This is a genomic window from Streptomyces sp. SCSIO 75703, assembly GCF_036607905.1.
Taxonomy (GTDB): Bacteria; Actinomycetota; Actinomycetes; order Streptomycetales; family Streptomycetaceae; genus Streptomyces.
Map to the genome: position 1 here is coordinate 650,842 of NZ_CP144555.1, position 25,859 is coordinate 676,700.

Genomic DNA, 25,859 nt, shown 5'->3' on the forward strand with positions numbered 1-25,859 from the left:
GCGCACCGGACGCACTTCGCATATCAGGCGTACCGGGCGGCGGGCGCGCAGAATCGGTGCCATGGACCTTCCCGTCATGCCGCCCGTGAAGCCGATGCTCGCCAAGTCCGTGGCCCGCATCCCGCCGGGCATGCAGTACGAGGCGAAGTGGGACGGCTTCCGGGCGATCGTCTTCCGCGACGGGTCCGAGGTCGAGTTCGGCAGCCGTACCGGCAAGCCGCTGACCAGGTACTTCCCCGAGCTGGTGACGGCGGTGCGGGAGCGGCTGCCGGAGCGGTGCGTGGTGGACGGGGAGATCGTGATCGCGCGGGAGGGGCGGCTGGACTTCGACGCGCTCACCGAGCGCATCCACCCGGCCGACTCCCGGGTGCGGATGCTGGCCGAGCGGACCCCGGCCTCGTTCGTCGCCTTCGACCTGCTCGCGCTGGACGGCGAGTCGCTGCTCGACGTCCCGCTCTCGGACCGGCGGGCACTGCTCGTCGAGGCGCTGTCGGGCGTCGCCCCGCCGGTGCACGTGGCGCCGGCGACGACCGACGTCGAGGTGGCGCGGCGGTGGTTCGAGCAGTACGAGGGCGCCGGGCTGGACGGGGTGGTCGCCAAGCCGCCCGGCCTGGGCTACCGGCAGGACGAGCGGGCGATGTTCAAGGTCAAGCACGAGCGGACGGCGGACGTCGTGGTCGCGGGCTACCGCCTCCACAAGACCGGACCGGTGGTCGGCTCCCTGCTGCTCGGCCTGTACGACGACCGGGGCGCGCTCCAGCACGTCGGGGTGAGCGCGGCCTTCCCCATGAAGCGCCGGGCCGAGCTGGTGACGGAGCTGGAGCCGCTGCGCATGGCGGACGTCCGGGGGCACCCGTGGGCGGCCTGGGCGGAGGCGGAGGCGCACGAGTCGGCGCGGCTGCCGGGCGCGCCGAGCCGCTGGTCGGGCAAGAAGGACCTGTCCTGGATCCCGCTGCGCCCGGAGCGGGTCGCGGAGGTGGCGTACGACCACATGGAGAACGGGGCGCGGTTCCGGCACACGGCCCGCTTCCGCCGCTGGCGCCCGGACCGCACGCCCGAGAGCTGCACGTACGCGCAACTGGAGGAGCCGGTGCGGTACGACCTGGCGGAGATCCTGGGCGGGCCGTAGCCGCGCCGGCGGGCCCGCCCGGGTCGCTCACGGCGTCATGAGCACCTTGACCGAGCCGTCCCGCTTCTTCTGGAACATCTCGTAGGCCCGTGGCGCCTCCGCGAGCGGGACCCGGTGGGTGGCGAAGCCGTCGACGCCGAGCGGGTCCTCGTCGGTGAGGTACGGCAGGATGTCGTCGCTCCAGCGGCGCACGTTGGCCTGGCCCATCCGCAACTGGATCTGCTTGTCGAAGAGGGTGAGCAGCGGCAGCGGGTCGGCCATGCCGCCGTACACGCCGGACAGGGAGATGGTGCCGCCGCGCCGCACCAGTGCGATGGCGGTGTGCAGGGCGGCGAGCCGGTCGACGGCGAAGCGCTCGGCGAGCGGTGCGCCGACGGCCCGGGGCAACAGCGTGGACGCCTGCTGGGCGAGTTTCGCGGCGGCGCTGCCGTGCGCCTCGGTGCCGACGGCGTCGATCACCGCGTCGGGGCCGCGGCCGTCGGTGGCGTCCCGGATCGCCGACACCAGTTCCTTCTGTCCGTCGAAGGAGCGCAGGTCGTAGGTGCGCACGCCGCGGGCGTGGGCGCGGGTGAGGCGTTCGGTCACCAGGTCCACGCCGAAGACCTCCCCGACGCCCCGGGCCAGCGCGATCCGGCAGGCCATGTCGCCGATGGGGCCGAGGCCGAGCACGGCGAGGCTGCCGCCCTCGGGCACGTCGGCGTAGGCCACGGCCTGCCAGGCGGTGGGCAGCACGTCGGAGAGGTAGACGAAGCGGTCGTCGGCCGGTCCCTCGGGCACCTTGACCGGCCCGTACTGGGCCTGCGGCACCCGCAGGTACTCGGCCTGGGCGCCGGGGACGGCGCCGTACAGGCGGGTGTAGCCGAAGAGCGCGGCGCCCATGCCCTCGTCCCCGACCTGGGTGGTCTCGCACTGGGTCGGCAGTCCGGTGCCGCACATGTGGCAGTGGCCGCAGGCGATCTGGAACGGCACCACCACCCGGTCCCCGGGCGCGAGGCCGGTCACCTCGGGGCCGACCTCCTCCACGATCCCCATGGGTTCGTGGCCCAGGATGTCCCCCGGTGTCATGAACGGGGTGAGCACCTCGTACAGGTGCAGGTCGGAGCCGCACAGGCCGCTGGAGGTGATCCGGACGACGGCGTCCGTCGGCTCCTGGATCACCGGATCGGGCACGTCCTCGACCCGTACGTCGCGCTTGCCCTGCCAGGTCACTGCCTTCATCGCCCCGCGCTCCCTCCGTCGGTGGGCCGCGCACCGCCGTCCGTGCCGCGGCGGCGTGTCGCGTCGGTTCGCGGCCGGCCGGGTACCCGACGGGCGCGACGACCAACCGTTCGGCGGACGTCCGGACGGCCGAGCCGCCGGTGGCCCCCGCGGGCGCGGCCGGGTATGGCACTCCCGGCCCACGGAAGCGCACAATCGAGACGAGGACGGGCGGACGGGTGGTCGGTATGCGACGGACGACACACGGGCGGCGGAAGAACACCGGGACGGGCGCGGCACGGCGCCGGGGCGGCGTCGGGCGGGCGTTGCCCCTCGCGCTCGCGGCGCTGGTCCTGGCCTCCGGGTGCACCGCCGGGTCCGGCGGGGTCGCCGACGGCCGCCCTCCGCGTCCGGAGCCGCCGGCCGACGGATCGGTCCTCGCCGTCAAGATCGACAACGCCTCCGCCGCCCGCCCCCAGACCGGCCTGGACACGGCCGACGTGGTCTACGCGGAGCCGGTGGAGGCCGGGCTGAGCCGCCTCATGGCGGTCTACGCGACCCGGCTGCCGGACTCGGTGGGCCCGGTGCGCAGCGCCCGCGAGTCGGACCTGGAGCTGCTGCGCCAGTTCGACCGGCCGACGCTCGCCTTCTCCGGCGCCCAGACGAAGCTGCTCCCCCTCATCGACCGGGCCCCGCTGCGGCCCGTGCCCCCGGAGGAGGCGACCGGTGCCTACGTCCGCGAGGACGGCCGGCCCGCCCCGCACAACCTCTACGTGCGGCCGGACCGGCTGCTGCCGAAGCCGGCCGGGGAACAGGCGCTGACCACCGGTTTTCACTACGGCCAGGCCCCCTCCGGCGGCCGGCCCGAGTCCTCGCGCACGGTGCGCTACCCCTCGGCGAGCTTCACCTTCACGTGGTCGGCGGGCCGGGGCGGCTGGCTGGTGGACCTGGACGGCGAACCGGCCTCCGCCCCGGGCGGCGAGCGCCTGGCCCCGGCGACCGTCGTCGTCCAGCACGTGAGGGTGCGCTCGTCCGGCTTCGGCGACTTCCGGGGCAACAACTCGCCCTACGTGGAGTCGGTGGGCTCCGGGCGGGCCGAGGTGCTGCGCGACGGCCGGGTCCACGAGGCGACCTGGAAGCGGGGCGCCGCCGAGGACGGCACGTCCTTCACCGCCGGGGACGGCAGCCCCGTGAACTTCGCCGAGGGCCCGGTGTGGGTGGTCTTCACCGGCTCCTGATCAGCTCTGGGCGGCGGTGGGTTCCGCCGGGTTGCGCAGCCCCTCGGCACCGTCCGCGACCCGGCGGATGAGCTCGAAGAACACCGCCTGCTCGGCGGGGGCGAGCGGGGCCAGGAAGACCTGGTTCATCCGGGCGGTGCGCACGGTCAGCTTGCGGTGCACGCGCGCGCCCTCGTCGGTCGTGCGCAGCAGGAAGCGGCGGCCGTCCTGCGGGTCGCGGACCTTGTCGACCAGCCCGCGCCGGCCGAGTCGGCTGATGACCTCGGCGATGGTGGACCGGTCGAGCCCGACCCGCTCCCCCACGGTGCGCTGGTCGAGTCCGGGCTCGGCGACCAGCGCGTTGAGGACCGCGAACTGCGGTGAGGTGATCTCCTCGGAGACCATCGTGTTCCACAGCAGGTGGTGCGCCTGCTGGAGCCGCCGGGCCAGGTGCCCGGGATGGGTGGTCAGGTCGACCGCGGCCATGTGCGCTCCCCAAGGTCATTTTCGTTTGTGCACTGACGATACCGTGATCGAACGAAGACCGCCGACCGACTCACCCCTGTGTGGCGCCCCATTTCTCCAGGTCTTGACGCCCGCCGACTCCGATGGCAGCGTGTGGGGAACCTCGCTGAAATACTCAGTGCCCTGACTATCTCGGTCGGGGTGCTTCGCAGAGATGGGGCTTCGATGGACAAGGTGGTGGCCACGGCCGGGGAGGCGGTGGCCGATGTGCCCGAGGGCGCGTCGCTCGCGGTGGGCGGCTTCGGGCTCAGCGGTGTGCCGAACGTGCTGATCCAGGCGCTGTACGAACGCGGTACGGGCGGCCTGGCGGTGGTGTCGAACAACTGCGGGGCGATGGAGTCCGGGCTCGCGGTGCTGCTGGCGGCCGGGCGGATCGCCCGGGTGACCGGCTCGTACATCGGCGCCAACAAGGAGTTCGCCCGGCAGTACCTGGCCGGGGAGCTGGAGGTGGAGCTGATCCCGCAGGGCACCCTCGCCGAGCGGCTGCGCGCGGGCGGCGCGGGCATACCCGCCTTCTACACCCCGGCCGGCGTCGGCACGCAGGTCGCGGAGGGCGGACTGCCGTGGCGTTACGACGGCTCCGGCGGGGTGGCGCTCGCGTCGCCGCCGAAGGAGGTGCGGGAGTTCGACGGGACCGAGTACGTGCTGGAGCGCGGCATCCGCACCGACTTCGCCCTGGTCCGGGCCGCCAGGGGCGACCGGCACGGGAACCTCGTGTTCGCCAAGTCCACCCGGAACTTCAACCCGCTGGCCGCGATGGCGGGCAAGGTGACGATCGCCGAGGTCGAGGAGCTGGTCGAGCCCGGCGAGATCGACCCCGACGCCGTGCACCTGCCGGGCGTCTTCGTCCAGCGCGTCGTCGCGCTCACCCCGGAGCAGGCGGCGGACAAGCAGATCGAGCAGGTCACCGTGAGCGAGCGGGAAGAGGAGCGTGCCTGATGGCCTGGAACCGTGAGGAGATGGCCGCCCGCGCCGCCCGCGAGCTGCGCGACGGCCAGTACGTCAACCTGGGCATCGGCCTGCCCACCCTCATCCCCAACCACCTGCCGCCGGGCGTCGAGGTCGTCCTCGAATCCGAGAACGGCATCCTGGGCACGGGGCCCTACCCCACCCGCGACCGGGTCGACCCCGACCTGATCAACGCGGGCAAGGAGACGGTCACGGTCCTGCCGGGCGCCTCCTTCTTCGACTCCGCGCTCTCCTTCGGCATGATCCGGGGCGGGCACATCGACGTCGCCGTGCTCGGCGCGATGCAGGTCTCGGCCGGCGGCGACCTCGCCAACTGGGCCATCCCCGGGAAGATGATCACCGGGATCGGCGGGGCGATGGACCTCGTGCACGGCGCCCGCACCGTCATCGTCGTCATGACCCATACCGCCAAGGACGGCTCCCCGAAGATCCTGGAGGAGTGCGCGCTGCCGCTCACGGGCAAGGCGTGTGTGAACCGGGTCATCACCGACCTCGGCGTCCTCGACATCACCCCCGAGGGCCTGGTCCTCGTCGAGACCGCCCCCGGCGTCACCGTCGAGGAGATCACCGCCAAGACCGACGCCAGGCTCATCGTCGCGGAGGGAGTGCGGTGAAGGACGTCTACATCGTCGACGCCGTCCGGACCCCGTTCGGCAAGTACAACGGTTCCCTGGCCACCGTCCGCCCGGACGACCTGGCCGCCCACGCCCTGCGCGAGCTGCTGGCCCGCACCCCGGACCTCGACCCGGCCCGCGTCGACGACGTCTACCTCGGCAACGCCAACGGCGCCGGCGAGGAGAACCGCAACGTCGCCCGCATGGCCGCCCTCCTGGCCGGGCTGCCCACCAGCGTGCCCGGCGTGACCGTCAACCGGCTGTGCGCCTCCGGCCTCGAAGCCGTCGTCCAGGCCGCCCGCGCCATCGCCTGCGGCGACGCCCACGTCGCCGTCGCCGGCGGTGTCGAGTCCATGACCCGCGCACCCTACGTGCTGCCCAAGAGCGACCGGGCCTTCCCCGCCGGGCACACCGAGCTGTACTCGACCACGCTCGGCTGGCGCATGGTCAACCCGCGCATGGACCCGCAGTGGACCATCCCGCTCGGCGAGTCCGCGGAACTCATCGCCGACAAGCACGCCATCACCCGGGAGCAGCAGGACGCCTTCGCCCTCGACTCCCACCGGAAGGCGGCCCGTGCCCAGGCCGAGGGCCTCTTCGACGCGGAGCTGGTGCCCGTCCCGGTGCCCCGGCGCAAGGGCGAACCCGTCCCCTACCGCGCCGACGAGTGCGTCCGGCCGGACGCCTCCCTGGAGGCCATGGGCCGGCTGGGTCCGTCCTTCCGGCGCGAGGGCGGCACCGTGACCGCCGGCAACGCCTCGCCGCTCAACGACGGCGCCGCCGCCCTCCTCCTCGTCGACGAGGAGGGGCTGCGGGCCACCGGCCGCGAACCCCTCGCCCGGGTCTCCGCCACCGGCGTCAGCGCCAACGACCCCGACTACTTCGGCCTCGCGCCCGTCCGGGCCGTCGAACGCGCCCTGGCCAAGGCCGGCCGGGGCTTCGCCGACCTGGACGTCCTCGAACTCAACGAGGCGTTCGCCGCGCAGGTCCTCGGCTGCGTCGCCGAATGGCCCGCGTTCGACCCCGCGATCCTCAACCCGCAGGGCGGCGCCATCGCCCTCGGCCACCCGCTGGGCGCCTCCGGTGCACGACTCGCCGGCTCCCTCGCCCACCAGCTCGCCCGCAAGGGCGGCGGCACCGGTGTCGCCACCCTGTGCATCGGCGTCGGCCAGGGCCTCGCCCTCGTCCTCGACCGCTAGCGCCGCACCCGTGACGGCCCCAGGACCCCAGGGAACCTCCATGACTCTCACCCAGCACGACATCGACGCGGAGATCGCGGCCGAACACGCCGCCTACGAGAAGCGGGTCGCCGAGGGGGCGCCCGTCGAGCACCACCCGCGCCGCGACTACGCCCCCTACCGCTCCTCGGCGCTGCGCCACCCGAAGCAGCCCCCCATGGCCATCGACGTCACCAAGGACCCGGAGCTGGTGGAGCTGGGCTCCCCCGCCTTCGGCGAACGCGACCTCACCGGCATCGACAACGACCTGACCCGCCAGCACACCGGCGAGCCCATCGGCGAGCGCATCACGGTCTCCGGCCGGCTGCTGGACCGCGACGGGCGCCCGGTGCGCGGCCAGCTCGTGGAGATCTGGCAGGCCAACTCGGCGGGCCGCTACGCCCACCAGCGCGAGCAGCACGACGCGCCGCTGGACCCGAACTTCACCGGCGTGGGCCGCACCCTCAGCGACGACGACGGCTTCTACCGCTTCACCACCGTCCAGCCGGGCCCCTACCCGTGGCGCAACCACGTCAACGCCTGGCGGCCGGCCCACATCCACTTCTCGCTGTTCGGCTCGGCGTTCACCCAGCGGCTCGTGACCCAGATGTACTTCCCGAACGACCCGCTGTTCGCCTACGACCCGATCCTTCAGTCCGTCACCGACGACGCCGCCCGGCAGCGGCTCGTCGCCACCTACGACCACAGCCTCTCCGTGCCCGAGTTCTCCCTCGGCTACCACTGGGACATCGTGCTCGACGGCCCGAACGCCACCTGGATCGAAGAAGGACGCTGACCTCCATGACGAAGATCGACACCAGCCGGCCGGAGAACGTGCTCCCCACCCCGTCGCACACGGTCGGCCCCTTCTACGGCTACGCGCTGCCCTTCCGCGGCGGCGAGGACATCGCGCCCCTCGGCCACCCCGACACCGTCACCGTGCACGGGTACGTGTACGACGGCGCGGGCGCCCCGCTGCCCGACGCCCTGGTGGAGCTGTGGGGACCGGACCCGGACGGCAGGCTGCCCGCCGTCGACGGCTCGATGCGCCGCGACCCCGCCTCCGGCGGGTACCTGGGCCGCAACGGCGTGGAGTTCACCGGCTTCGGCCGCATCCAGACCGACACCGACGGCCACTGGTACGCCCGCACCCTGCGGCCGGGGGCGCGCGGCGACAACGCCCCCTACGTCAGCGTGTGCGTGTTCGCGCGCGGGCTCCTCACCCACCTGTTCACCCGGCTCTACCTGCCGGGCGACGACGCGGCGCTGGCCGCCGACCCCCTGCTGTCCCGGGTGGACGAGGAGCGGCGCGGCACGCTGATCGCGGCGGAGGAGGGCAACGGCACGTACCGTTTCGACATCCGCCTTCAGGGCGAAGGCGAAACGGTCTTCCTGGAGTTCTCGTGACCCCTGCCGACGCCGACACGAGCCTGCTCGCCCCCGGGTGGGCGGGCTCGCCCGTCTCCGCCGCCACCGGCGACGCCGCCTACCTGCGGGCCCTGCTGGAGGCGGAGACCGCCCTCACCCGGGCCCAGGCCGAGCTGGGCCTCGCCCCCGCCGGCGCCGTGGCGGCCGTCGCCGACGCCGCCGACCCGGACCGCTTCGACCCGGCCTCGCTGGCCGAACGCGCCCGTGGCGGCGGCAACCCCGTGATCCCGCTCGTCGCCGACCTGACCCGGGCGGCCGGCGAGGAGTACGGGCCCTACGTGCACCGGGGCGCGACCAGCCAGGACATCCTGGACACGGCGACGATGCTGGTCGCCGCCCGCGCCCTGGACCTGATCCTGGCCGACCTCGACCGCGCCGGGCGGGCGCTGGCCGCGCTGGCCGCCGCCCACCGGGACACGGCCATGCCGGGCCGGACGCTGACCCAGCACGCGGTGCCCACCACCTTCGGGCTGAAGGCGGCCGGCTGGCGCTCCCTGGTGCTCGACGCCCGGGACCGGATCACCGCCGTCCGCGACTCCCTGCCCGCCCAGCTCGGCGGCGCGGCCGGCACCCTGGCGGCCTTCGGGGCGTACGGCGCCCCCGACCCGGCCGCCCTGCCCGCCGCCTACGCCCGCGAACTGGGGCTCAGCGCGCCGCTGCTGCCCTGGCACACCCTGCGTACCCCGGTCGCCGACCTGGCCGGCTGCCTGGCCTTCACCGCCGGTGCGCTCGGGAAGGTCGCCGTGGACGTGCTGACCCTGGCCCGTACCGAGATCGGCGAGGTCGCGGAGGGCACCGGCGGCGGCTCCTCGGCGATGCCCCACAAGGCCAACCCCGTACGGGCCACGCTGATCGCGGCGGCGGCCCGGCGCGCGCCGCAGCTCGCCGCCACCCTCTACGGGTCCCTCGCGGCCGAAGACGAGCGGCCGGCCGGAGCCTGGCACGCCGAGTGGGAACCGCTGCGCGACCTGCTGCGGCTGACCGGCGGGGCCGCGCGCGACGCCGCCGGCCTCACCGAGCACCTGCGGGTGCGTCCCGGGGCGATGCGGGCCCACCTGGACCTGACGCACGGGCTGATCGTGTCCGAGCGGCTCGCCGCCGAACTGGCGCCGCTGCTCGGCCGGTCCCGTGCCAAGGCGCTGCTGACCGAACTCGCCGCCCGCGCCTACGCCGAGGACCGTCCGCTGGGCGAGCTGCTCGCCGAGGTGCCGGAGCTGCGCGAGGCGGACCTCGCCGCGGCGGCCGACCCCGCCCGTTACACCGGCTCCGCCGGAGAACTCACCGACCGCGCTCTGGAGCGACGTTGACCAGCACCATGCTCAACCACCGTACCGAGGGGCCCGATACGGCTCCCCCGCTGCTGCTCGGGCCCTCGCTCGGCACCTCCCTCGCCCTGTGGGACCGGGTGGCCCCCGAACTCTCCGTCACCCACCGGGTGATCCGCTGGGACCTGCCCGGCCACGGCGGCTCGCCCGCCTCGCTGATCGGGCCCGGGGCCACGGTCGCCGACCTGGCCCGGCTGGTCCTCGACCTCGCCGACTCGCTCGGCGTGGACCGCTTCGCCTACGCCGGGGTGTCGCTGGGCGGCGCCGTGGGCCTGCACCTGGCGGCGCACCACCCCGAGCGGGTCGCGTCGCTGGCGGTGCTGTGCTCCTCGGCCCACTTCAACGGCGCCTCGGCCTGGCGGGAGCGGGCCGAACTGGTGCGCCGGGAGGGACTGTCGGGGCTCGCCGAGAGCGCGGACGCCCGCTGGTTCACCCCCGGGTTCAGCGTGCCCCGCCTGGTCCGCGACCACCGCGAGGCCGACCCCGAGGGGTACGCCGCCTGCTGCGACGCGCTCGCCGCCTTCGACCTGCGCGCCGGCCTGCCCTCGATCTCGGCCCCCACACTGCTGGTCGCCGGGCGCGAGGACCCGGCCACGCCGCCCGCGCACCTGCGGGAGATCGCCGACGCGGTGCCGGGCGCCGCGCTGGTGGAGATCCCGGACGCCTCCCACCTGGCGGTCGCCGAGCGCCCCGGGGCGGTGCTGACGGCACTGCGCAACCACTTCGACGGGGGCGCCAAGCGGGGCATGGAGGTGCGGCGCGAGGTCCTGGGCGACGCCCACGTGGACCGGGCGCAGGCGCGGCAGACGCCGTTCACCGCCCGCTTCCAGGACTTCATCTCCCGCTACGCGTGGGGCGAGATCTGGACCGACGAGACGCTCTCGCGCCGCGAGCGCAGCATGGTCACGCTGACCGCGCTGGTCGCGCACGGCCACTACGAGGAGCTGGCGATGCACGTGCGGGCGGCCCGGCGCAACGGGCTCACCCCCGACGAGATCGGCGCCGTCCTGCTCCAGACGGCCGTCTACTGCGGGGTCCCGGCGGCGAACTCCGCGTTCGCCACGGCCCAGCGGGTGCTGGCCGAGGAGGAGGGCGCGGCCGGCTGACTCAGCCGGCGACGCGGCTGGTCGCCAGTGCCCCGGCGGCACGCGCGGCCAGCCCGTCCGCCCCGCAGGAGCGGGCCAGCGCCAGTCCGCGCTCCAGTTCGGAGGGCGAGCGGGTGGCGAGGCCGTACTCGACGCGTGCCGCCGCGTGCTCGTACTGGCAGGGGGAGGCTTCGAGGTAGGTCACCGCCTGGGCGGCGAGCCGGGCCGCGCGCTCGCCCGTCTCCAGGGCGGCGGCGCAGCGCAGGGCCTCTCCTATGGCGGTGTCGGTGCCGAAGCGTTCGGCCTGGCGGCGGGCGTCGGAGGCGAGCCGTGCGGCGCGCTCGGGGTCCTCGGCGGCGAGGGCCCTGGCGAGGTCGGTGGCCCAGGGGACGACGACCGGGTTGTGGCGGCCCCGGGAGGCGGCGGCCTTCTCGGCGGCCTCCAGTTCCTCGATGCCCTCCGCGGTCCGGCCGGTGGCCAGCAGCAGCCGGCCGCGTATGGAGCGCGGGTCGGGGAGCACGATGGTGGACGGGTAGGGCGGGGCGAAGTCGTACCGCTCGGCGAGCGACCACGCCTCGTCGACGTGGCCGCGGGCGAGCAGCGTGTCGATGAGGTTGCAGATGGCCGACCAGTACAACGGCAGTCCGCGGCCGACGCGTTCGGCGATGCGCAGCGATTCGCGCAGGGCGGCCTCGGCGTCCACGAGCCGTCCGCGCCGGCGGTGGCCGAGACCGACGTAGGCGTGGGCGAGGGCCAGGTGGCCGCCGTTCCATCCGGCGCTCTCGTAGGCGCGCAGGCCCTCGGTGAACAGGGCCTCGGCGCGGTCGAGGCGGTCGCTGTAGGCGTAGGCGCTGGCCAGCATCAGGGGCAGTTCGATGCCCCACTCGGAGTCGGTCCAGCCGAGTCCGGGGGCGAGACGGCCGTTGACGAGGGCGCGGTCGCAGAGTTCGACGACCACCTCGGCGTTCTCGCCGTGGCTCATGGCGTCGAAGCCGCGCAGGATGAGCAGGGCGCGTTCGGAGTTGTCGCGGCCGGTGCAGGTGTCGGCCAGCTCGGCGAGGCGGGCGGAGCGGCCGGGCGAGGAGATCGCGCCGGCGTGGATGCCCTCCCACATGTACTGGACGGCCTGGAGCCGCAGCCGTTTGGCCGGGTCCGGGTTGCGGGCGGCCTCGGCCTCGACGGTGCGGACGGCCTCTTCGAGCTGGTCGTTGTGGAGGAGTGCCTGCGAGAGGCGGAAGACGGCGTCGACGCGCTGGTCCTCGTCGAGTCCGGGCATGCCGAGGGCGGTGCGCAGGTGGTCGATGGTGGTGGCGGGCGCGGTGAGCAGGGTGGCGCAGCCCAGTTCGTAGATGACGGGCGCGTGCAGGGCGGCCGTGGGCGGTTCCTGGAGGGCGCGTTCGAGGCAGCGGCGGGCCGCGTCCGGCGCGCCGACGGCGAGGTGTTCGCGGGCGGCGGCGCGCAGTTGGTCGACGACGTCCTGGTCGTCGTCGGGGTGCACCTGGACGAGGTGGCGGGAGGCCGCGGCGGCGCCGAGCCCGCGGTCCGCGACGAGCTGGGCGGCGATGCCGTGCAGGCGCGGCGCAGCGCGTCGGGGATGGAGTTGTAGACGGCGGTGGCGATCAGGGGGTGGACGAACTCCATCTCCCCCTCGGGCCGCCCGGTGGTGGGGTCGGGATCGGTCAGGATGCGGGCGCCGCGCAGGAGTTCGGCGCAGCGGGCGGCGTCGTCGCGGCGGAGGGTGGCGAGCGAGGCGACCATGTCGGTGGTGATGCCGGTGCCGAGTATGGCGGCGGCCCAGGCGAACCGGGTGGCGTCGATGCCGAGTTGTTCCAGGCGGGCGACGAGTCCGCCGCCCCGGGAGGAGCGGTTGAGGTCGCGCAGTTCGGCGGCGTGGGCCTCGACCGGGTCGAGTTCGCTGTCCTGGACCTTGGCGAGCAGTTCGACGGTCTCGTACGGGTTGCCGCCGGTGACGGCCCACACCTCGCGGCAGAAGGGGTCGTCGGCGTGGGCGCCGAGGGTGGCGCGGGTGAGGCCGGCGGTCGCGTGGGGCGTGAGGGCGCTGAGCGTGTCGAGGTCGCGGCCGGCGTCGGCGACGGCGTCGAGCAGGCGGGCCCGGTCGCCGCCGACCTTCTCCGAGCGCCGGGCGAGGACCACGAGCACGGAGGTCTCCTCGATGCGCTCGGCGAGGGCGGCGAGCCACTGGAGGGTCTCCTGGTCGGCCCAGTGGACGTCGTCGATGATGAGCACGAGGGGCCATTCGCGGAGCGCGAGCCGGCGGACGACGGCGACGAGGCCGGCGCAGACGGCCTGCGGGTCGGCCTGCCGCTCGCCGGGGTCCACTATGCCGAGGGCGGGCCCGGCCAGGTCGTACCAGTCGCCGAGGTACTCGCGGGCCTCCTCCGGGAGCATGGACACGAGCGCGGGCTGGAGCAGTTGCCGGACGACGTTGAAGGGGACCGAGCGCAGCGTCTCGCCGCCGCGCGCCCACCAGACGGCGCAGCCGCGGTCGAGGGCGATGCGGCGGGTCTCGGCGAGCAGGGCGGTCTTGCCGAGTCCGGCCGCGCCGCGCCACACCAGGAGACTGCCGGAGGACGAGCGGCCGGCGCGCAGGGAGTCGACCGCCTCCGTGATGGCGGCGAGTTCCGCGTCACGCTCCAACAGCGAGCCCGAGGGGGTTGCCGTGGGCCCTACCTCCGTCATCCCGCTACCTCCCCAAGTCGCCCGAACGACGTACAGGGAGTGAGCCTAGCCGCCCGACGGCCCGCGTGGTGGACTGACCCGCGAGCAGTTGCCATGGTGGATGACATGCGGTAAAGCGGGGTTCGCCGGGGCCGACGCGGGCTGGGACCGACAGGTACTGACAGCTCGTCAACTGACATGTAGTCAATAGCGCCGCGCGCCGTCCGGAGCGGGCGCGCCGCCCTCGGGACACCGGCCGCGCGGCGGGCTCGCGACGGCCGGACGCGGTCCCTCCGCCCGCCCCGGACGGCGGGTACGGCGGGCGGGCCGCGCGGGCGGCCGGAACACCGCGCCACGGCCAGGCCTCTCATACGCCTTTCACCCGCGCCTCATACGGTGGGCCCATGACGCAGGCGACTCCCCCCGGGTGGTACCCGGACCCCGGGCAGAAGAGCGACGGCCCCGCCACCGAACGCTGGTGGGACGGCGAGGCATGGACGGACCGGGTCCGCCCCGCGGGCCAGGCCGCCGCGTGGGTACCGCCGGGCGGCGCGTACCCCGCGTACCCGGCCTTCCCGGCACGGCCCGAGCCTCCGGCGCGGCGGCGCGGGCCGCGGACCGGCGTGGCGGTCGCGGTGACGGTGGCCGTCCTCGCCGGCCTCGGCACCGGCGTGTACGTGCTGGCCGGCCCCGGCGGGGACCGGACCGCCGCCACGCAGGACGGGCGGGGCCCCGGCCGCGAGGACCCGTTCGGCGGGCCGGGGGGCGGGGGCGGTTCGCCGGACGCGCCCGACCCGGCGCCGCCCGCCGTCGGCGGCGGCTCGGTGACGGACCGGGTCAACGGCATCAGCCTGCCCGTGCCGGACGGCTGGCGCGGCGAGTCGGTGGCGGTCGGCGCCCAGGTGATGGCCGACGAGTCCTACGACTGCCCCGGCGACACGTCGAAGACGTGCGTCAAGGGCGGCGCGTACTCGGCGCCCGCGCTGGTCCTCGGCACTCCGGGCGGGACGCCCGAGGAGATCGCCAAGGCGGACATCGAGAAGAACGCCGAGGAGTCCTACGGGTCCGCCTACGGCGGCATCGGCTCGCACGAGGAACTGGCGTCCGGGGCGGTGACCGTCGCGGGTCAGAAGGGCTGGCGGGTCCGCTGGAAGGCGGTCACCGAGAAGGGCTCGGACGGCTACGTGGAATCCCTCGTCTTCCCCTCGCCGGGCGCCCCGGAGCGCATCGTCGTGGTCCGCGTCGGCGTCGACGTCGACCAGGGCCAGGGCATCTTCGACGACATCGCCGACGGCATCCGCGCGGCGTCCGGCAGGGGCCCCGGCCAGGACGTCTGAAACCGTCTACCCGACGGCCGTGCCGACCTCGGCCCACACCGTCTTGCCGGGACCGGCCGGCCGGTCCCGCACCCCCCACCGGTCGGCCAGCGCCTCGACGAGCGACAGCCCCCGGCCCGCCTCCCCCAGCGGCGCCGGGGCCGCGAGCCCGCCGGCCCCGGGCGGCCGGCACTCGCCCCTGCTGTCGGAGACCTCGATGCGCAACTGGACGTCCGGGGTGTGGACCAGGCACACCTCGAAGTCCCGTCCGGGCACCCGGCCGTGGGTCACCGCGTTGGCGGCCAGTTCGCCGACGATCACCGCTGCGGTGTCCGAGAGCGCGCTGCCGTGCGCGACGCCCCACACGTCGAGCTGGACGGCGACGAGGTGCCGGGCGAGCCGGGCACCGAACGGAGTGGAGCTGAAGCGCTGCCTGAACATACGTACGGTAACCGGCGGTCGGGGTGCGGAAGGTGCGGTCATGGGGCCCAATCTGGCGCCTTGGAGCACCCCCTGACCAGGCGGGCGCCGCGTACGCCGGGGCAGCGTACGCGGCCACGGACTGGACGGTACCGGTGACGTTCCGTGAGCATGTCCGTGGTCGATGCGTACGGCGAGGCGGGCGCGCGGGAGGTTCTTCGATGGCGGCGGACGGCACGGCGGGGACGGGGACGAGCGGCGAGCCCGAATGCTCGGACAGTCTGCGGACGTTCGGGGCGGTGGTCCAGGCGTTACGCGAACACGCGGGGCTGAGCCGGGCGGAACTGGGCGAGCGGGTGCGCTACTCCCACCACACGGTGGCCTCCGTGGAGTTGGGCCGCCGCATGCCGGACCCGGCCTTCGTGGAGCGCGCGGAACAGGCCCTCGGCAACACGGGCGCGCTCCGCCGGGCGGCGGGCTTCCTCGCCCGGCAGCCGGGACTGGCCGCGTGGTTCCGCCAGTGGGCCCGGCTGGAGGCGCATGCGATCAGCCTGTGCACGTACGAATGCCGGGTCGTGCCGGGCCTGTTGCAGACGGAGGCGTACGCGCGGGCGGTCTCGTTCAGCGTTCCGCCGCTTCCGGCGGAGGACGAGATGAACGCGCGGATCGCGGCACGGCTGGCCCGGCAGGAACTCCTGTCGACCGCCCGGAAACCACCGGCGGCGTTCAGCTTCGTCCTGGAACAGGCGGTACTGGAACGGCACACCGGCGGCGACGAGGTCACGCGGGACCTGCTGGACCACCTGCTCGGCCTGCTGGACCGCCACTGGAACGTGGAGGTCCAGGTGATGCCGCTCCGACAACCGGTCCACGCGGGGCTGGACGGGCCGTTGCAACTGCTGGAAACGCCGGAGAACCAGTGGTTCGCGTACTCGGAAGGGCAGAAGAACGGACGCCTCATCACTGACCGGAAGGAGATCAGCGTACTCCAGCAACGGTATGCGAAACTGCGTTCGCAGGCCCTCACCCCCGAGGACTCAAGGAGCCTGCTGGAGCGAATGCGAGGGGCGCTATGAGCATGTCCGAACTGGCTTGGTTCAAGAGCAGCTACAGCGGCTCCGAAGGCGACAGTTGCGTCGAGGTCGCCGTCTCTCAGGCGGACGCGGACACCGCACAGGCCGTCCACGTCCGCGACTCCAAGCACCGGCACGGCCCCCGGCTCACCCTCACCCCCACCGCCTGGCACGCCTTCCTCGGCCATGCCGTCCGTTCCTGAAACCCGTTCCCGGCGCCAGAAGGGACGCAGAACTCTCGGGATGCGGCCACCGGCCGACCCTCGCACACCATCCGCGCCCGGGGGAACCGGATATCCCCGTCGTGCCGGGCGGCCGGGTGGGGTGCCTCCGCTCAAGGCACCCCACCCGGCCGGTGCGCGCCGCCCCCGTCCCCACGGTGCGGCGCGGAAGGGCCACCGTCCGGTCATCCCGGGGACGGCGGCCCCGTTCTCAGGGAAGGCCGAGCGCCGGCAGGACGACGGCCTCCACGAAGCGGACCAGATAGTCCGCGTCGGCGTACTCCCCCTCGACGACGGGCCGCATCCGCAGTACGCCGAAGAGCTGCGCGGGCACGAACTCCAGCGCCGGATGCCCGGCCGGCACCTCGCCCCGCTCGACCCCGCGCCGCAGGATCTCCCGCAGCGCGGCGATCTCCGGTTCGACGAACGCCTCGCGCAGCGCGCCCTTCAGCTCCTGGTCCCGCGTGACGGCGTGGCCCAGTCCCTGGAGGAGGGTGTCCTCGGCGGACCACTCCCCCGCGACCCGGGCCGCCTGGCGCAGGTCGTCGGCGAGCGAACCGGTGTCGATGCCCGCGAACCGCACCGGCCGGTGTGAGCGCAGCGCCGCCGCGACGAAGCGGGGCTTGGTCTTCCACTGACGGTAGAGCGTGGACTTGCTGCACCGGGTGCTGGCGGCGATGCCCGCCATGGTGACGGCGTCGTACCCGCACCGGCGGATCTGTTCCAGTACGGCGTCGAAGAACTCCTGCTCGCGCTCGGGCGTGAGCTTGGTGCGCCGTGCGGTGCCGGCCGTCTCCGGTCGGTCCACGGCCTGCGGCGCCATCCGCTGTGCTCCTCACGTCCTCGCCCGGCTCCGGCGCCCGCTTCCCGTCGGGTCCGCCCATCGATACGCCAGTGTACCGGTACACGAGCGTATCGGTACGAGGTCGTATCGATAACCGGCCGTGCTCGGGCGTCGCCCGCGCCCGCGCGACCGTCCTGTGTAGAGGCTCCCCGCCGCCCTGTCCACGCGCACTTCCGCCCGGCGGAAGGCGCGTTGCGGCGGTACGAGCCGCGTCACCAGCATGGCGCCACCACGAAGAGACGGGAGCCGTCACCATGGCGCACATCACGGAATTCGCCCGCAACCACTGGTACGTCGCCGCGTACGCGGAAGAGGTGGGACGGGAACTGCTGGGGCGGACGATCCTCGGGGAGCCGCTGGTCCTCTACCGCTCCGAGGAGACCGGCTCCCCGGTCGTCCTGCACGACCGGTGCGTGCACCGCCGCTTCCCGCTCTCCGAGGCGCCCACCCGCCTCGACGGCGACCGCGTCGTCTGCGGCTACCACGGGTTCACGTACGACACGAGCGGCGCCTGTGTGTACGTGCCCGGCCAGAAACGGGTGCCGCGCACCGCGCGCCTCGCCTCCTACCCCGTCGTCGAGCGGGACTCGCTGGTGTGGGTCTGGATCGGCGACCCGGCCCTGGCCGACCCCGAGTCCGTCCCGCGCGCCCGGCACCTGGACTCCCCCGGCTGGGTCACCGTGCGCGGCATGGAGCCGATCGACGCCGACTACGGGCTGCTCGTCGACAACCTGCTCGACCTCTCCCACGAGACGTACCTGCACGGCGGCTACATCGGCACCCCCGAGGTCGCCGAGACGCCGATCACCACCGAGGTCGACGAGGGCGCCGGCATCGTCCGGGTCAGCCGGCACATGGAGGACGCGGAGTGCCCGCCCTTCTACGCCAAGAGCACCGGCATCGAGGGCCGCATCTCGCGCCGGCAGGACATCGAGTACCACGCCCCCTGCCTGTACCTGCTGCACAGCCGGGTCGCCCCGGTCGGCGTGCCGCCCGAGGCCGACGGCAGCGACCCGAACGGCTTCCACACCGAGATCACGTACGCCATCACGCCGTCCGCTCCCGGCAAGGTCTACGACTTCTGGGCGGTCTCCCGCGACTGGGCGACCGAGGACGCGGAGGTCACCGAGTACCTGCGCGAGAACAACCACACGGTCGTCATGCAGGACGTGGACGCGCTCAACCTGCTCCAGCGCACCCTGCGCACCGAGCGCGCCGGCTACCAGGAGCTGAGCATCAACATCGACACCGGCGGCCTCGCCGCGCGCCGCATCCTGACCCGCCTGATCGAGGAGGGCGGCCGGACCGTGGAGGCGGCCCGGTGACCGCGTCGTCCCGCCCCGGCACCGGGGAGATCTACCGCGTCGACTGGCTCCCGGGCACCGACGTGCTGCACGGCACCTGCCACTGCGGCGCCGAGCACAGCGCCGACGACCCGGTCGTGATGTGGGAGTGGATGCTCGGCCACCCCAGCGGGCACCACCCCCGAGGAGACGGCTCGTGAGCCCGGACGAGACCGAGGTGGTCGTCACCGGCCGGGAGACCGCGGCCGACGGCGTGCTCGCCCTCACTCTGCGCCGGCCGCTGGACGAGCCGCTGCCCGCCTGGGAGCCGGGTGCCCACGTCGACCTGCTGCTCGGCCCGGACCTGGAGCGGCAGTACTCGCTCTGCGGCGACCCCGCCGACCGGACGAGCTGGCGGATCGCCGTGCTGCGCGAGCGGGCGGGGCGCGGCGGCTCGGAGTACGTGCACGAGCGGCTGCGCCCCGGCGACAAGGTCCGGGTCCGGGGGCCGCGCAACCACTTCCGCCTGGAGCCCGCCCCCCGCTACCGCTTCGTCGCCGGCGGCATCGGCATCACCCCGCTCCTGCCGATGGTGGCCGCCGCGGAGGCGGCCGGCGCCGAGTGGAGTCTGCTCTACGGCGGGCGCGGCCGGGCCTCCATGGCCTTCACCGGGGAGCTGGAGCGGTGGGGCGGGCGGGTCACCGTGGTGCCGGAGGACGAGTGCGGCCGGCTGGACCTCGCCCGCGTCCTGGACGACGTGCCGGAGGGCACCCTCGTCTACTGCTGCGGCCCGGGGCCGCTGCTGGACGCGGTCGAGGAGCGGTGCCCGGCCGGGCTGCTGCGCACCGAGCGGTTCCGGCCGAAGGAGGTGGAGACCGGCGCGGACACCGCGTTCGAGGTCGTCCTCGCCCGCAGCGGGCGCACCGTCACCGTCGCGCCCGGGGTGTCGGTGCTGGACGCGGTCCGGTCGGCGGGCACCGAGGTGCTGTACTCCTGTGCGGAGGGCACCTGCGGCACCTGCGAGACCGACGTGGTCGAGGGCGAGATCGACCACCGCGACTCGGTCCTGAGCGAGGAGGAGCGGGCCGCCGGGGAGACGATGCTGATCTGCGTCTCCCGTTGCCGCGGCCCGCGGCTCGTCCTGGACCTGTGACCCCCGGGGCCGGCGCCCGCGGCGGCGCCGTCCCGGTCCCGGACCGGGACGGGTCCGGCTCCACCCCGGCGAGCCGGGCCGCCGGCCGGCCGAGGGCGAGGTCGCCGTCGGGGCCCGGGCCCGGGGGGAGCGGTCCGGCCCGGTGCTGTTCCGGCCGGAGTCGCCGCCGCCGTCGGTGAGGGCGCGGCCGGCCGGTACCGGGGCGCGCGGGTGGCCGGGGTCAGCCGAGGTCGGCGTGCGGGCGCACCTCGATCGCGGCGTCCGGGGCGTGGCCGTCGAGTTCGAGGACGACGACCTCGTTGGCGCCGGGGCGCAGCAGCGGCCAGGGCAGGTAGAGGGTGCGCTGCGGGCCGCGCTCCCAGTAGCGGCCCAGGCAGAAACCGTTGACCCAGACGTACCCCTTGGTCCAGCCGGGCAGGGCGAGGTGGCCGTCGCGGGGTACGGGGACGTCCAGGCGGGCGCGGTGGAATCCCGCGCCGGGGACGGGGCCCGCCCAGGGCAGGGCGGGCAGCGGGCGGTCGAGGGGCACGGGCAGGGCCGTCCAGCCGTGCAGGTACTGGTTGCCGTGCCGGACGGAGCCGAGCCCCTTGCGTTCGCCGAGGCCGGGGCCGTAGTTGGTGCGGCCCATCGACTCGACCAGGATCTCCAGGTCGGCGCCGCCCTCGGGCACGGCGGCCTCGGGACGTGCCCCGTCGTCGCGCCACAGGGTGGCGAGGTGTTCCCCGTCGAGGCGGACGTGGGCGCGGTCGCCGAGTCCGCCGAGGGTGAGCGGCAGCGGGCCGCGGGGTCCGGGGATCCGGACGCGGTAGCGCACCAGGCCGTGGCCGATGCCGAGTTCCTCGAAGGAGAGCGGCGTCGGCGACGCGACCTCCCGCGTGCCGAGCAGGGGCAGGGCGTCGGCCAGCGGCAGGGAGGCGTCCACCGGGAGCCGGGCGGGGTCCAGCGTCGGGCCCAGGGGCTCGGGCTCGGTGGGCTCCCCGTAGCGGGCGAGGATCTCGCGGAAGGCGTGGAACGTGGCGGTGGGCGCCCCGCGCTCGTCGATGGGGGCGGCGTAGTCGTAGGAGGTGACCGTGGGCTGGTAGGCGCCGTCGTGGCCCGCCCCGGCACGGTTGGCGCCGGCCCAGGTGCCGAAGTTGGTGCCGCCGTGCGCCATGTAGAGGTTGACGGAGGCGCCGAGGGCGAGGGTGCGTTCCAGGACGGCGGCGGCCTCGGCCGGGTCGCGCACGGTGTGCTCCTCGCCCCAGTGGTCGAACCAGCCGCACCAGAACTCCATGCACATCGGCGGGTCCGCCGGCCGGTGGCGGCGCAGTGCGGCGAAGCCCTCGTCGGGGCGGGAGCCGAAGTTGACGGTGGCGAGCGTGCCGGGGAGGGTGCCGCCCTGGAGCATGGCGGCCTCGGGCCCGTCGGAGGTGAACAGCGGTACGTCGACGCCGCGGGCCCGCAGCCCCTCGGCGAGGTGGCGCAGGTGGCCGGTGTCGGTGCCGTAGGAGCCGTACTCGTTCTCGACCTGCATCATCAGGACGTTGCCGCCGCGGGTGACCTGGTGCCGGGCCAGGCGCGGGATCAACTCGTCGTACCAGCGGTCGACGTGGGCGAGGTAGCGGGGGTCGGCGCAGCGCAGCGCGAGTTTCCGGTCGGTCAGCAGCCACCAGGGCAGCCCTCCGTTCTCCCACTCGGCGCAGATGTAGGGGCTGGGCCGCACCAAGGCGTGCAGTCCGGCGTCGGCCGCGGCCCGCAGGAAGGCGCCGACGTCGGCCGGGCCGGTGAAGTCGTACTCCCCCGGCCGCGGTTCGTGGAAGTTCCACGGGACGTACGTCTCCACGGTGTTGAGGCCCATCGCGCGCAGCATCCGCAGCCGCTGGGGCCACTGGGCGGGCAGCACGCGGAAGTAGTGCAGGGCGCCGGAGAGGATGCGCAGGGGGCGCCCGTCGAGCGTGAACCCTTCGGCGGACATGCGGAACATACGGGCCCTCCCGGTCGCTTCGGTTCGGTTCGGCCGCTTCCGTCGCCGCGGGAGGGCGGCGGCCGGCGCGGCTCGGGCCCCCTGCGGCGCGCGGGTGCCGGCCGGGTCAGTCGGAGGCGGCGACCACCCGCAGGTGGGAGCCGGCGCGCCGGGGCCGGCCGCGCCGGTGCGGGGCGCGGCGCGTCTCGCGCAGCACCAGGGTCAGCCGCGTGTAGCCGAGTGCGGCGAGCGAACCGGGCGTCTCGACCACGATGCGGCACTCGGTGGCGCCCCAGCGGGGGTCGGGGTGGCGCAGCGGCCGTACCGCCCCGTCGTGCTCGACGGCCTTGCGGCCGACGGCGCGGACCCAGTGCGGCAGGCCCTGCCGGTAGGCGGCCTCCATGATCGGGTCCTCGGCGATGTCGCGGCGGATGGCCTGGAGTCCGTGGTCGTGGCCGTGGCGCTCCACGGCCGCGGCGAAGTGGGCCAGCATCGGCAGGCACCAGCTCGACTCGTGCTCACCGAGGACGGCGGACGCGTCGGGGTGGAACAGCACGTAACGCAGGAAGTTGTCCGCGGGCATGGCCGTGGGATGGGGGCCGGCGCCGCCGAAGAGCGACCGGAAGGCCCCGTTGACGAGGACCACGTCCCAGCGGTGGTCGACGACGAGTGACGGATGGGGGACGGCGTCCAGGAGGGCGGCGTAGTCCTGGAGGTACGCCTGGACTTCGGGATTCGCGGGTGCGGGCCGCGGTGCCGGCCGCTGCCCTCCTGCCTGAAATGCCATCGGGAGGTCACCCCTCTTGCCTATGCGGCCTTCTCGCGGCGTCCCGATCCTGGTGCCCCGACGCGAGGCGTGTCAACTATCGTGGCATTTCATGCCGGTTGACGGCTGAAATTGGCCACAGTTGTGGCGAGACCTGGAGGTGGGTTCGAGCGGCAGGCTACTCTCCGGGAAGTTCACGGCTTCGCGTATGTGAGAATCCTGTGTGGCCTGGGAGAGACGTAGGAGATCGTCGGTGACGGGTGGCTTCGAGGGTCCGGACGCCAAGCCGACGGCGGCACTGCCGGCCGTCCTCGCCCGGGTCACCGCACTCGCGGACCGGCTCGGCGTGGCACATGCCGAGGTCGTCGACCCCGGCCGGCTCTCCGTCGCCTCCGGTGTCCCCGAACCGGTGGTCAAGGCCCTCCTCGGCGGGCGCGCGGCGGGCGAACCCGACGTCCAGGCCCGCTTCGTGCAGCGGCTGGACCTGCTGCGGCGCACCCGGCTCAAGCCCAACGGCCGCAAGTACACCCAGCAGGAGATAGCCGACGGCGCCGGGATGTCCCGGCAGCAGGCCGGCGCGCTCATCAACGGCGACCGGCGGCCCACCATGGAGCACTGCGACGCCATCCAGCGCTTCTTCCGGGTGCACGCGGGCTTCCTGACCGCCGAGGACCCCGAGGCACTGGTGCACGCCCTCCACCGGACCGAGCAGGAACTCCTCCAGCAACTCGCCGACCGGGAGCGGGCGGCCGACGCGCCGGCCCAGGACCCGCTGGAGCGGCTGCTCCAGGACCACGGAGTGCGCGGCATCGCCTGGCGGGCCGCCCAACTCCCCACCGACCAGCACCGCGACAAGGTCGCCGAGTGGCTGGACATGCTCCTGGAGAGCGTCAAACGGCCCGAGTCGTGATCCGGGGGAGAAGCGTGGGCATCGGCAGGCAGATGCGCCGCCTCTGCGGCGAGCTGGTCGGCGAGCTGACGCTGCCGGCCCCCGCGCGGCCGGTCGACCTGTGCACCCAGCTCTGCGAGGCGATGAGCCGGCGCCGGGGCCGCCCGGTCCGCTTCTGCCTCTCCGCGTTCCCGCCGGGCACGGCGAGCGGGCTGTGGCTCGACATGGCCGACCAGGACCTCGTGGTGGTCGAGGAACACACCGCCCCCGACCACCAGTTGGTGATCCTGGGTCACGAACTGTGGCATATGCACGCCGGGCACCGCGGCCACCGGGTGGAGGGCGTGCCGGTCGCCGCCCGACTGCTGGGCCAGGGCCTCGGCGAGGTCGACGGGGAGGCGCTGCGGGCCACCGTGCGCGCGGTGGCCGCCCGGTCCCGCTTCGATCTGGCCGACGAACGCGAGGCCGAGGGCTTCGGCCTGCTGCTCGCCAGCAAGTGCCGTACGTGGCTGGAGGGTTCGTCGCTCCGCGGGCCGGTGCAGCGGGACCATCTGGCGGGGCGCATCGAGACGTCGCTGGGCTACCTGGGCTGACGGGCGCGGCGCGGCCGGATTGTCGGTGGCGGGCGGCAAGCTGGTGACGTGCGCCCGCCGTGCGGGCCACGGTGACCGCCGATGTCGTTGTGGGGAGACCGACCGATGACCACCGCCGTACCGACCGACCGTGAACGCGGCGCCGTCCAGGCGTACTTGCGGCTGCTCAGCACCGTGCGGGCGGGCCTCGACGCGCCGGGCGGGCCGGCCGCGGTGCCGCCCGGCGTCCTCGACGAGGCGGAGTCGGCACTGCGGGCGGCGGGCCTGTCCGGCACCGAGGAGTCCTTCTTCCGGCTCCTGCGCGCCTGGTTCCCGCCGGCCGACGGCCCTGCCGCGCCGGGCGCCTGATCACGGGCCGGCGCGCACCGGGGCGGGCGGGTGCGGGACCGTGACCGCGGTGGCCAGGAGCCCCCGGCCGGCCGTCCAGCGGCCCTCGAAGTGCGTCAGGCGCCGGCCGCCCACCGAGGGCCCGGGGACCAGGAGCGCGGCACGCAGCCCGCCCCGGCGCCCACCGGCGTCCACCGAGATCTCGATGTCCGCCTCCATGAAGTCCAGCCACGCCCCGGTGAGCGGGAACCACGCCTTGTAGACGGACTCCTTGGCGCTGAACAGCAGCCGTTCCCAGTGGACGCCGGGCGCCCGCGCCGCCAGCGTCCGCAGCCGCCGCGCCTCCTCGGGCAGGGCCACGGCGGACAGCACCCCGTCGGGCAGCGGACCGTCGGGCTCGGCGTCGATGCCGAGGGAGACCAGCTCCGTGGCGCGGACCAGCGCGGCGGCGCAGTAGCCGTCGCAGTGGGTCATGCTGCCCACCAGCCCGGCGGGCCAGAGCGGCGCCCCCCGCTCGCCGCTGAGCACGGCCTGCGGGGCCACGCCCAGTTTCTCCATCGCGCGCCGGGCGCAGGAGCGCACCGCGGTGAACTCGCGGCGCCGTTTGGCGACGGCCCGCGCCACGAGGGCCTCCTCCTCGGGGTAGAGCGGGGAGCGGGCGGCGTCGTCCAGACCGTGGGCCTCCACCGCGACGACCGGCTCCGGCAGCAGCTCCTCGATCAACGCGCCGTGTCCTTCCCCGGCAGGATCTGGCGCAGCCGGCCGGGCGGGCGGTTCCGTTCGCGCCACTCCCGGGGGTAGCCCACCGACACCTCCTCGAAGCGGACCCCCTCGTGCCAGGTGGTCCGGGGGATGTGGAGGTGTCCGTAGACCATCGTGTCGACCCGGAAGCGGCGGTGCCAGTCGGCGGTCAGGGTGGTGCCGCACCACATGGCGAACTCCGGGTACCGCAGCACCTCGGTGGGGTGGCGGTCCAGCGGGTAGTGGCCGACCAGGACCGTCGGCAGGTCCTCCGGCAGCTCGGCGAGCCGGCGTTCGGTCCCGGCGACCCGCGCCCGGCACCACGCCTCGCGGCTGGGGTACGGGTCGGGGTGCAGCAGGTACTCGTCGGTGCAGATCACGCCGGTGCCGTGGGCGTAGGCCAGCCCCTCGTCCTTGGTCGAGGTGCCCGCGGGCAGGAACGAGTAGTCGTAGAGCAGGAAGAGCGGGGCGACGACCGCGGGGCCGCCCTCGCCCTCCCACACCGGGTAGGGGTCCTCGGGCGTCGTCACGCCGAGGGAGCGGCACATCTCGACGAGGTGCCGGTAGCGGGCCTCGCCGCGCAGTGCGGTGGCGGTGTCCCTGGGGTGGGTCCACAGCTCGTGGTTGCCGGGGGTCCAGACGACCCGGCGGAATCGGCCGGCCAGGGTGGCGAGCGCCCAGCGGATGTCGGTCACGGTCTCGCCCACGTCGCCGGCGACCAGCAGCCAGTCCTCGTCGGAGGCGGGCCGCATCGCCTCGACCAGGGCACGGTTCTCCTCGTGGCCGACGTGCAGGTCGCTGATGGCCCACAGCCGCCCAGGACCACCGGTCCTCCCCGTCATCCCCACTCCTTCGCGCACCCCTGCGACGGTAGGGGATCACATCCGCCCGCGCCGCCACAAGACC

General features: G+C 74.6%; 26 protein-coding genes and 1 pseudogene. 18 read left to right on the forward strand and 9 right to left on the reverse strand.

The genetic code is table 11. The features are described 5' to 3' along the window. The first annotated feature begins 61 nt into the window (after positions 1–61). Positions 62–1,129 (forward strand): ATP-dependent DNA ligase, encoded by a 1,068-nt coding sequence (locus VM636_RS02980; protein ID WP_338483128.1) that lies wholly within the window; start codon positions 62–64, stop codon positions 1,127–1,129. Positions 1,130–1,156: 27 nt separating this feature from the next. Here VM636_RS02980 and VM636_RS02985 read toward each other — a convergent pair whose 3' ends face one another. Then, positions 1,157–2,347 (reverse strand): Zn-dependent alcohol dehydrogenase, encoded by a 1,191-nt coding sequence (locus tag VM636_RS02985; protein ID WP_030421916.1) that lies wholly within the window; start codon positions 2,345–2,347, stop codon positions 1,157–1,159. Between the two features lie 227 nt (positions 2,348–2,574). Here VM636_RS02985 and VM636_RS02990 point away from each other — a divergent pair, with 227 nt between their 5' ends. Beyond that, the gene (locus tag VM636_RS02990; RefSeq protein ID WP_078856120.1) at positions 2,575–3,564 is read left to right on the forward strand and encodes a DUF3048 domain-containing protein; all 990 of its coding nucleotides are present in this window, start codon (positions 2,575–2,577) and stop codon (positions 3,562–3,564) included. On the opposite strand, the gene VM636_RS02995 is transcribed toward VM636_RS02990, so the two are convergent. Then, positions 3,565–4,029 (reverse strand): MarR family transcriptional regulator, encoded by a 465-nt coding sequence (locus VM636_RS02995; RefSeq protein ID WP_030421914.1) that lies wholly within the window; start codon positions 4,027–4,029, stop codon positions 3,565–3,567. A 204-nt stretch (positions 4,030–4,233) separates the two neighbouring features. Between VM636_RS02995 and VM636_RS03000 the strand changes: the two genes are divergently transcribed. Genes VM636_RS03000 through pcaD form a run of 7 tightly spaced genes read left to right on the forward strand, consistent with a single transcriptional unit; the run spans position 4,234 to position 10,727 of the window. Further along, positions 4,234–5,007 (forward strand): CoA transferase subunit A, encoded by a 774-nt coding sequence (locus VM636_RS03000; RefSeq protein WP_030421913.1) that lies wholly within the window; start codon positions 4,234–4,236, stop codon positions 5,005–5,007. Then, positions 5,007–5,651: a CoA transferase subunit B gene (locus VM636_RS03005; RefSeq protein WP_030421912.1), complete on the forward strand. Its 645-nt coding sequence runs from the start codon at positions 5,007–5,009 to the stop codon at positions 5,649–5,651. Before VM636_RS03000 ends, VM636_RS03005 begins: the two co-directional genes overlap by 1 nt. Beyond that, entirely contained in the window at positions 5,648–6,850 is a 1,203-nt protein-coding gene (locus tag VM636_RS03010; protein ID WP_053912887.1) for a thiolase family protein, read from the forward strand. Before VM636_RS03005 ends, VM636_RS03010 begins: the two co-directional genes overlap by 4 nt. A gap of 40 nt (positions 6,851–6,890) precedes the next feature. Further along, positions 6,891–7,664, forward strand: a complete 774-nt coding sequence (gene pcaH / locus VM636_RS03015; protein WP_030421910.1) for a protocatechuate 3,4-dioxygenase subunit beta — start codon at positions 6,891–6,893, stop codon at positions 7,662–7,664. A 5-nt stretch (positions 7,665–7,669) separates the two neighbouring features. Then, the gene (gene pcaG / locus VM636_RS03020; protein WP_030421909.1) at positions 7,670–8,275 is read left to right on the forward strand and encodes a protocatechuate 3,4-dioxygenase subunit alpha; all 606 of its coding nucleotides are present in this window, start codon (positions 7,670–7,672) and stop codon (positions 8,273–8,275) included. Continuing rightward, a complete protein-coding gene (gene pcaB, locus VM636_RS03025) occupies positions 8,272–9,603 on the forward strand; it encodes a 3-carboxy-cis,cis-muconate cycloisomerase (protein ID WP_030421908.1) in 1,332 nt (443 codons plus the stop codon). The genes pcaG and pcaB overlap by 4 nt, the downstream gene beginning before the upstream one ends. Beyond that, positions 9,600–10,727, forward strand: a complete 1,128-nt coding sequence (pcaD, locus tag VM636_RS03030) for a 3-oxoadipate enol-lactonase (RefSeq protein ID WP_030421907.1) — start codon at positions 9,600–9,602, stop codon at positions 10,725–10,727. The genes pcaB and pcaD overlap by 4 nt, the downstream gene beginning before the upstream one ends. A gap of 1 nt (position 10,728) precedes the next feature. Here pcaD and VM636_RS03035 read toward each other — a convergent pair. Then, a pseudogene (locus tag VM636_RS03035) lies at positions 10,729–13,406 on the reverse strand (AAA family ATPase). A gap of 383 nt (positions 13,407–13,789) precedes the next feature. On the opposite strand from VM636_RS03035, the gene VM636_RS03040 reads away from it, so the two are divergent. Next, positions 13,790–14,722 carry a DUF2510 domain-containing protein gene (locus tag VM636_RS03040; RefSeq protein WP_338483130.1) on the forward strand — a complete coding sequence of 311 codons (933 nt, stop codon included), beginning with the start codon at positions 13,790–13,792 and terminating at the stop codon, positions 14,720–14,722. A 6-nt stretch (positions 14,723–14,728) separates the two neighbouring features. On the opposite strand, the gene VM636_RS03045 is transcribed toward VM636_RS03040, so the two are convergent. Beyond that, a complete protein-coding gene (locus VM636_RS03045) occupies positions 14,729–15,184 on the reverse strand; it encodes an ATP-binding protein (protein ID WP_030421904.1) in 456 nt (151 codons plus the stop codon). A gap of 158 nt (positions 15,185–15,342) precedes the next feature. Here VM636_RS03045 and VM636_RS03050 point away from each other — a divergent pair, with 158 nt between their 5' ends. Next, positions 15,343–16,197, forward strand: coding sequence for a helix-turn-helix transcriptional regulator (locus VM636_RS03050; protein WP_053912891.1), 855 nt, complete (start codon positions 15,343–15,345; stop codon positions 16,195–16,197). Then, the gene (locus VM636_RS03055; protein ID WP_338483131.1) at positions 16,194–16,397 is read left to right on the forward strand and encodes a DUF397 domain-containing protein; all 204 of its coding nucleotides are present in this window, start codon (positions 16,194–16,196) and stop codon (positions 16,395–16,397) included. The genes VM636_RS03050 and VM636_RS03055 overlap by 4 nt, the downstream gene beginning before the upstream one ends. Before the next feature lie 229 nt (positions 16,398–16,626). Here the strand turns inward: VM636_RS03055 and VM636_RS03060 are convergent, their stop codons facing one another. Then, positions 16,627–17,238 (reverse strand): TetR/AcrR family transcriptional regulator, encoded by a 612-nt coding sequence (locus VM636_RS03060; RefSeq protein ID WP_053912893.1) that lies wholly within the window; start codon positions 17,236–17,238, stop codon positions 16,627–16,629. 275 nt (positions 17,239–17,513) lie between these two features. Here VM636_RS03060 and VM636_RS03065 point away from each other — a divergent pair, with 275 nt between their 5' ends. Genes VM636_RS03065 through VM636_RS03075 form a run of 3 tightly spaced genes read left to right on the forward strand, consistent with a single transcriptional unit; the run spans position 17,514 to position 19,695 of the window. Then, positions 17,514–18,584, forward strand: a complete 1,071-nt coding sequence (locus VM636_RS03065) for an aromatic ring-hydroxylating dioxygenase subunit alpha (protein ID WP_030421900.1) — start codon at positions 17,514–17,516, stop codon at positions 18,582–18,584. Then, positions 18,581–18,763 (forward strand): hypothetical protein, encoded by a 183-nt coding sequence (locus VM636_RS03070; protein WP_030421899.1) that lies wholly within the window; start codon positions 18,581–18,583, stop codon positions 18,761–18,763. Before VM636_RS03065 ends, VM636_RS03070 begins: the two co-directional genes overlap by 4 nt. Continuing rightward, positions 18,760–19,695, forward strand: a complete 936-nt coding sequence (locus VM636_RS03075) for a PDR/VanB family oxidoreductase (protein ID WP_030421898.1) — start codon at positions 18,760–18,762, stop codon at positions 19,693–19,695. The genes VM636_RS03070 and VM636_RS03075 overlap by 4 nt, the downstream gene beginning before the upstream one ends. 220 nt (positions 19,696–19,915) lie before the next feature. On the opposite strand, the gene VM636_RS03080 is transcribed toward VM636_RS03075, so the two are convergent. Both VM636_RS03080 and VM636_RS03085 read right to left on the reverse strand, forming a co-directional pair. Further along, on the reverse strand, positions 19,916–21,658 hold the full coding sequence (locus VM636_RS03080) for a beta-galactosidase family protein (RefSeq protein ID WP_338483133.1): 1,743 nt from the start codon (positions 21,656–21,658) through the stop codon (positions 19,916–19,918). A 106-nt stretch (positions 21,659–21,764) separates the two neighbouring features. Continuing rightward, on the reverse strand, positions 21,765–22,424 hold the full coding sequence (locus tag VM636_RS03085) for a hypothetical protein (protein ID WP_030421896.1): 660 nt from the start codon (positions 22,422–22,424) through the stop codon (positions 21,765–21,767). 232 nt (positions 22,425–22,656) lie between these two features. Here VM636_RS03085 and VM636_RS03090 point away from each other — a divergent pair, with 232 nt between their 5' ends. The 3 genes from VM636_RS03090 to VM636_RS03100 all read left to right on the forward strand — a co-directional run bounded on the left by VM636_RS03090 (position 22,657) and on the right by VM636_RS03100 (position 24,233). Further along, positions 22,657–23,313 carry a helix-turn-helix transcriptional regulator gene (locus tag VM636_RS03090; RefSeq protein WP_030421895.1) on the forward strand — a complete coding sequence of 219 codons (657 nt, stop codon included), beginning with the start codon at positions 22,657–22,659 and terminating at the stop codon, positions 23,311–23,313. 32 nt (positions 23,314–23,345) lie between these two features. After that, positions 23,346–23,885, forward strand: coding sequence for a hypothetical protein (locus VM636_RS03095; RefSeq protein ID WP_030421894.1), 540 nt, complete (start codon positions 23,346–23,348; stop codon positions 23,883–23,885). A gap of 105 nt (positions 23,886–23,990) precedes the next feature. Further along, positions 23,991–24,233, forward strand: a complete 243-nt coding sequence (locus VM636_RS03100) for a hypothetical protein (RefSeq protein ID WP_338483134.1) — start codon at positions 23,991–23,993, stop codon at positions 24,231–24,233. Here the strand turns inward: VM636_RS03100 and VM636_RS03105 are convergent, their stop codons facing one another. Together VM636_RS03105 and VM636_RS03110 are read right to left on the reverse strand one after the other, a co-directional pair. Next, entirely contained in the window at positions 24,234–24,935 is a 702-nt protein-coding gene (locus VM636_RS03105) for a 4'-phosphopantetheinyl transferase superfamily protein (protein WP_338483136.1), read from the reverse strand. Next, the gene (locus VM636_RS03110) at positions 24,932–25,795 is read right to left on the reverse strand and encodes a metallophosphoesterase (protein WP_030421891.1); all 864 of its coding nucleotides are present in this window, start codon (positions 25,793–25,795) and stop codon (positions 24,932–24,934) included. Before VM636_RS03110 ends, VM636_RS03105 begins: the two co-directional genes overlap by 4 nt. Between the last annotated feature and the right edge of the window lie 64 nt (positions 25,796–25,859).

Coding starts and splice junctions, on each gene's coding strand:
- VM636_RS03005 (WP_030421912.1), top strand. CDS start 5,007: ATGGCCTGGAACCGTGAGGAGATGGCCGCCCGCGCCGCCCGCGAGCTG.
- VM636_RS02985 (WP_030421916.1), bottom strand. CDS start 2,347: ATGAAGGCAGTGACCTGGCAGGGCAAGCGCGACGTACGGGTCGAGGAC.
- VM636_RS03060 (WP_053912893.1), bottom strand. CDS start 17,238: ATGGCGCCGCAGGCCGTGGACCGACCGGAGACGGCCGGCACCGCACGG.
- VM636_RS03040 (WP_338483130.1), top strand. CDS start 13,790: ATGACGCAGGCGACTCCCCCCGGGTGGTACCCGGACCCCGGGCAGAAG.
- VM636_RS03100 (WP_338483134.1), top strand. CDS start 23,991: ATGACCACCGCCGTACCGACCGACCGTGAACGCGGCGCCGTCCAGGCG.
- VM636_RS03110 (WP_030421891.1), bottom strand. CDS start 25,795: ATGACGGGGAGGACCGGTGGTCCTGGGCGGCTGTGGGCCATCAGCGAC.
- VM636_RS03080 (WP_338483133.1), bottom strand. CDS start 21,658: ATGTTCCGCATGTCCGCCGAAGGGTTCACGCTCGACGGGCGCCCCCTG.
- VM636_RS03000 (WP_030421913.1), top strand. CDS start 4,234: ATGGACAAGGTGGTGGCCACGGCCGGGGAGGCGGTGGCCGATGTGCCC.
- VM636_RS03055 (WP_338483131.1), top strand. CDS start 16,194: ATGAGCATGTCCGAACTGGCTTGGTTCAAGAGCAGCTACAGCGGCTCC.
- VM636_RS02980 (WP_338483128.1), top strand. CDS start 62: ATGGACCTTCCCGTCATGCCGCCCGTGAAGCCGATGCTCGCCAAGTCC.
- pcaG (WP_030421909.1), top strand. CDS start 7,670: ATGACGAAGATCGACACCAGCCGGCCGGAGAACGTGCTCCCCACCCCG.
- VM636_RS03065 (WP_030421900.1), top strand. CDS start 17,514: ATGGCGCACATCACGGAATTCGCCCGCAACCACTGGTACGTCGCCGCG.
- VM636_RS03095 (WP_030421894.1), top strand. CDS start 23,346: ATGCGCCGCCTCTGCGGCGAGCTGGTCGGCGAGCTGACGCTGCCGGCC.
- VM636_RS03050 (WP_053912891.1), top strand. CDS start 15,343: ATGGCGGCGGACGGCACGGCGGGGACGGGGACGAGCGGCGAGCCCGAA.
- VM636_RS02990 (WP_078856120.1), top strand. CDS start 2,575: ATGCGACGGACGACACACGGGCGGCGGAAGAACACCGGGACGGGCGCG.
- VM636_RS03085 (WP_030421896.1), bottom strand. CDS start 22,424: ATGGCATTTCAGGCAGGAGGGCAGCGGCCGGCACCGCGGCCCGCACCC.
- VM636_RS02995 (WP_030421914.1), bottom strand. CDS start 4,029: ATGGCCGCGGTCGACCTGACCACCCATCCCGGGCACCTGGCCCGGCGG.
- VM636_RS03045 (WP_030421904.1), bottom strand. CDS start 15,184: ATGACCGCACCTTCCGCACCCCGACCGCCGGTTACCGTACGTATGTTC.
- pcaH (WP_030421910.1), top strand. CDS start 6,891: ATGACTCTCACCCAGCACGACATCGACGCGGAGATCGCGGCCGAACAC.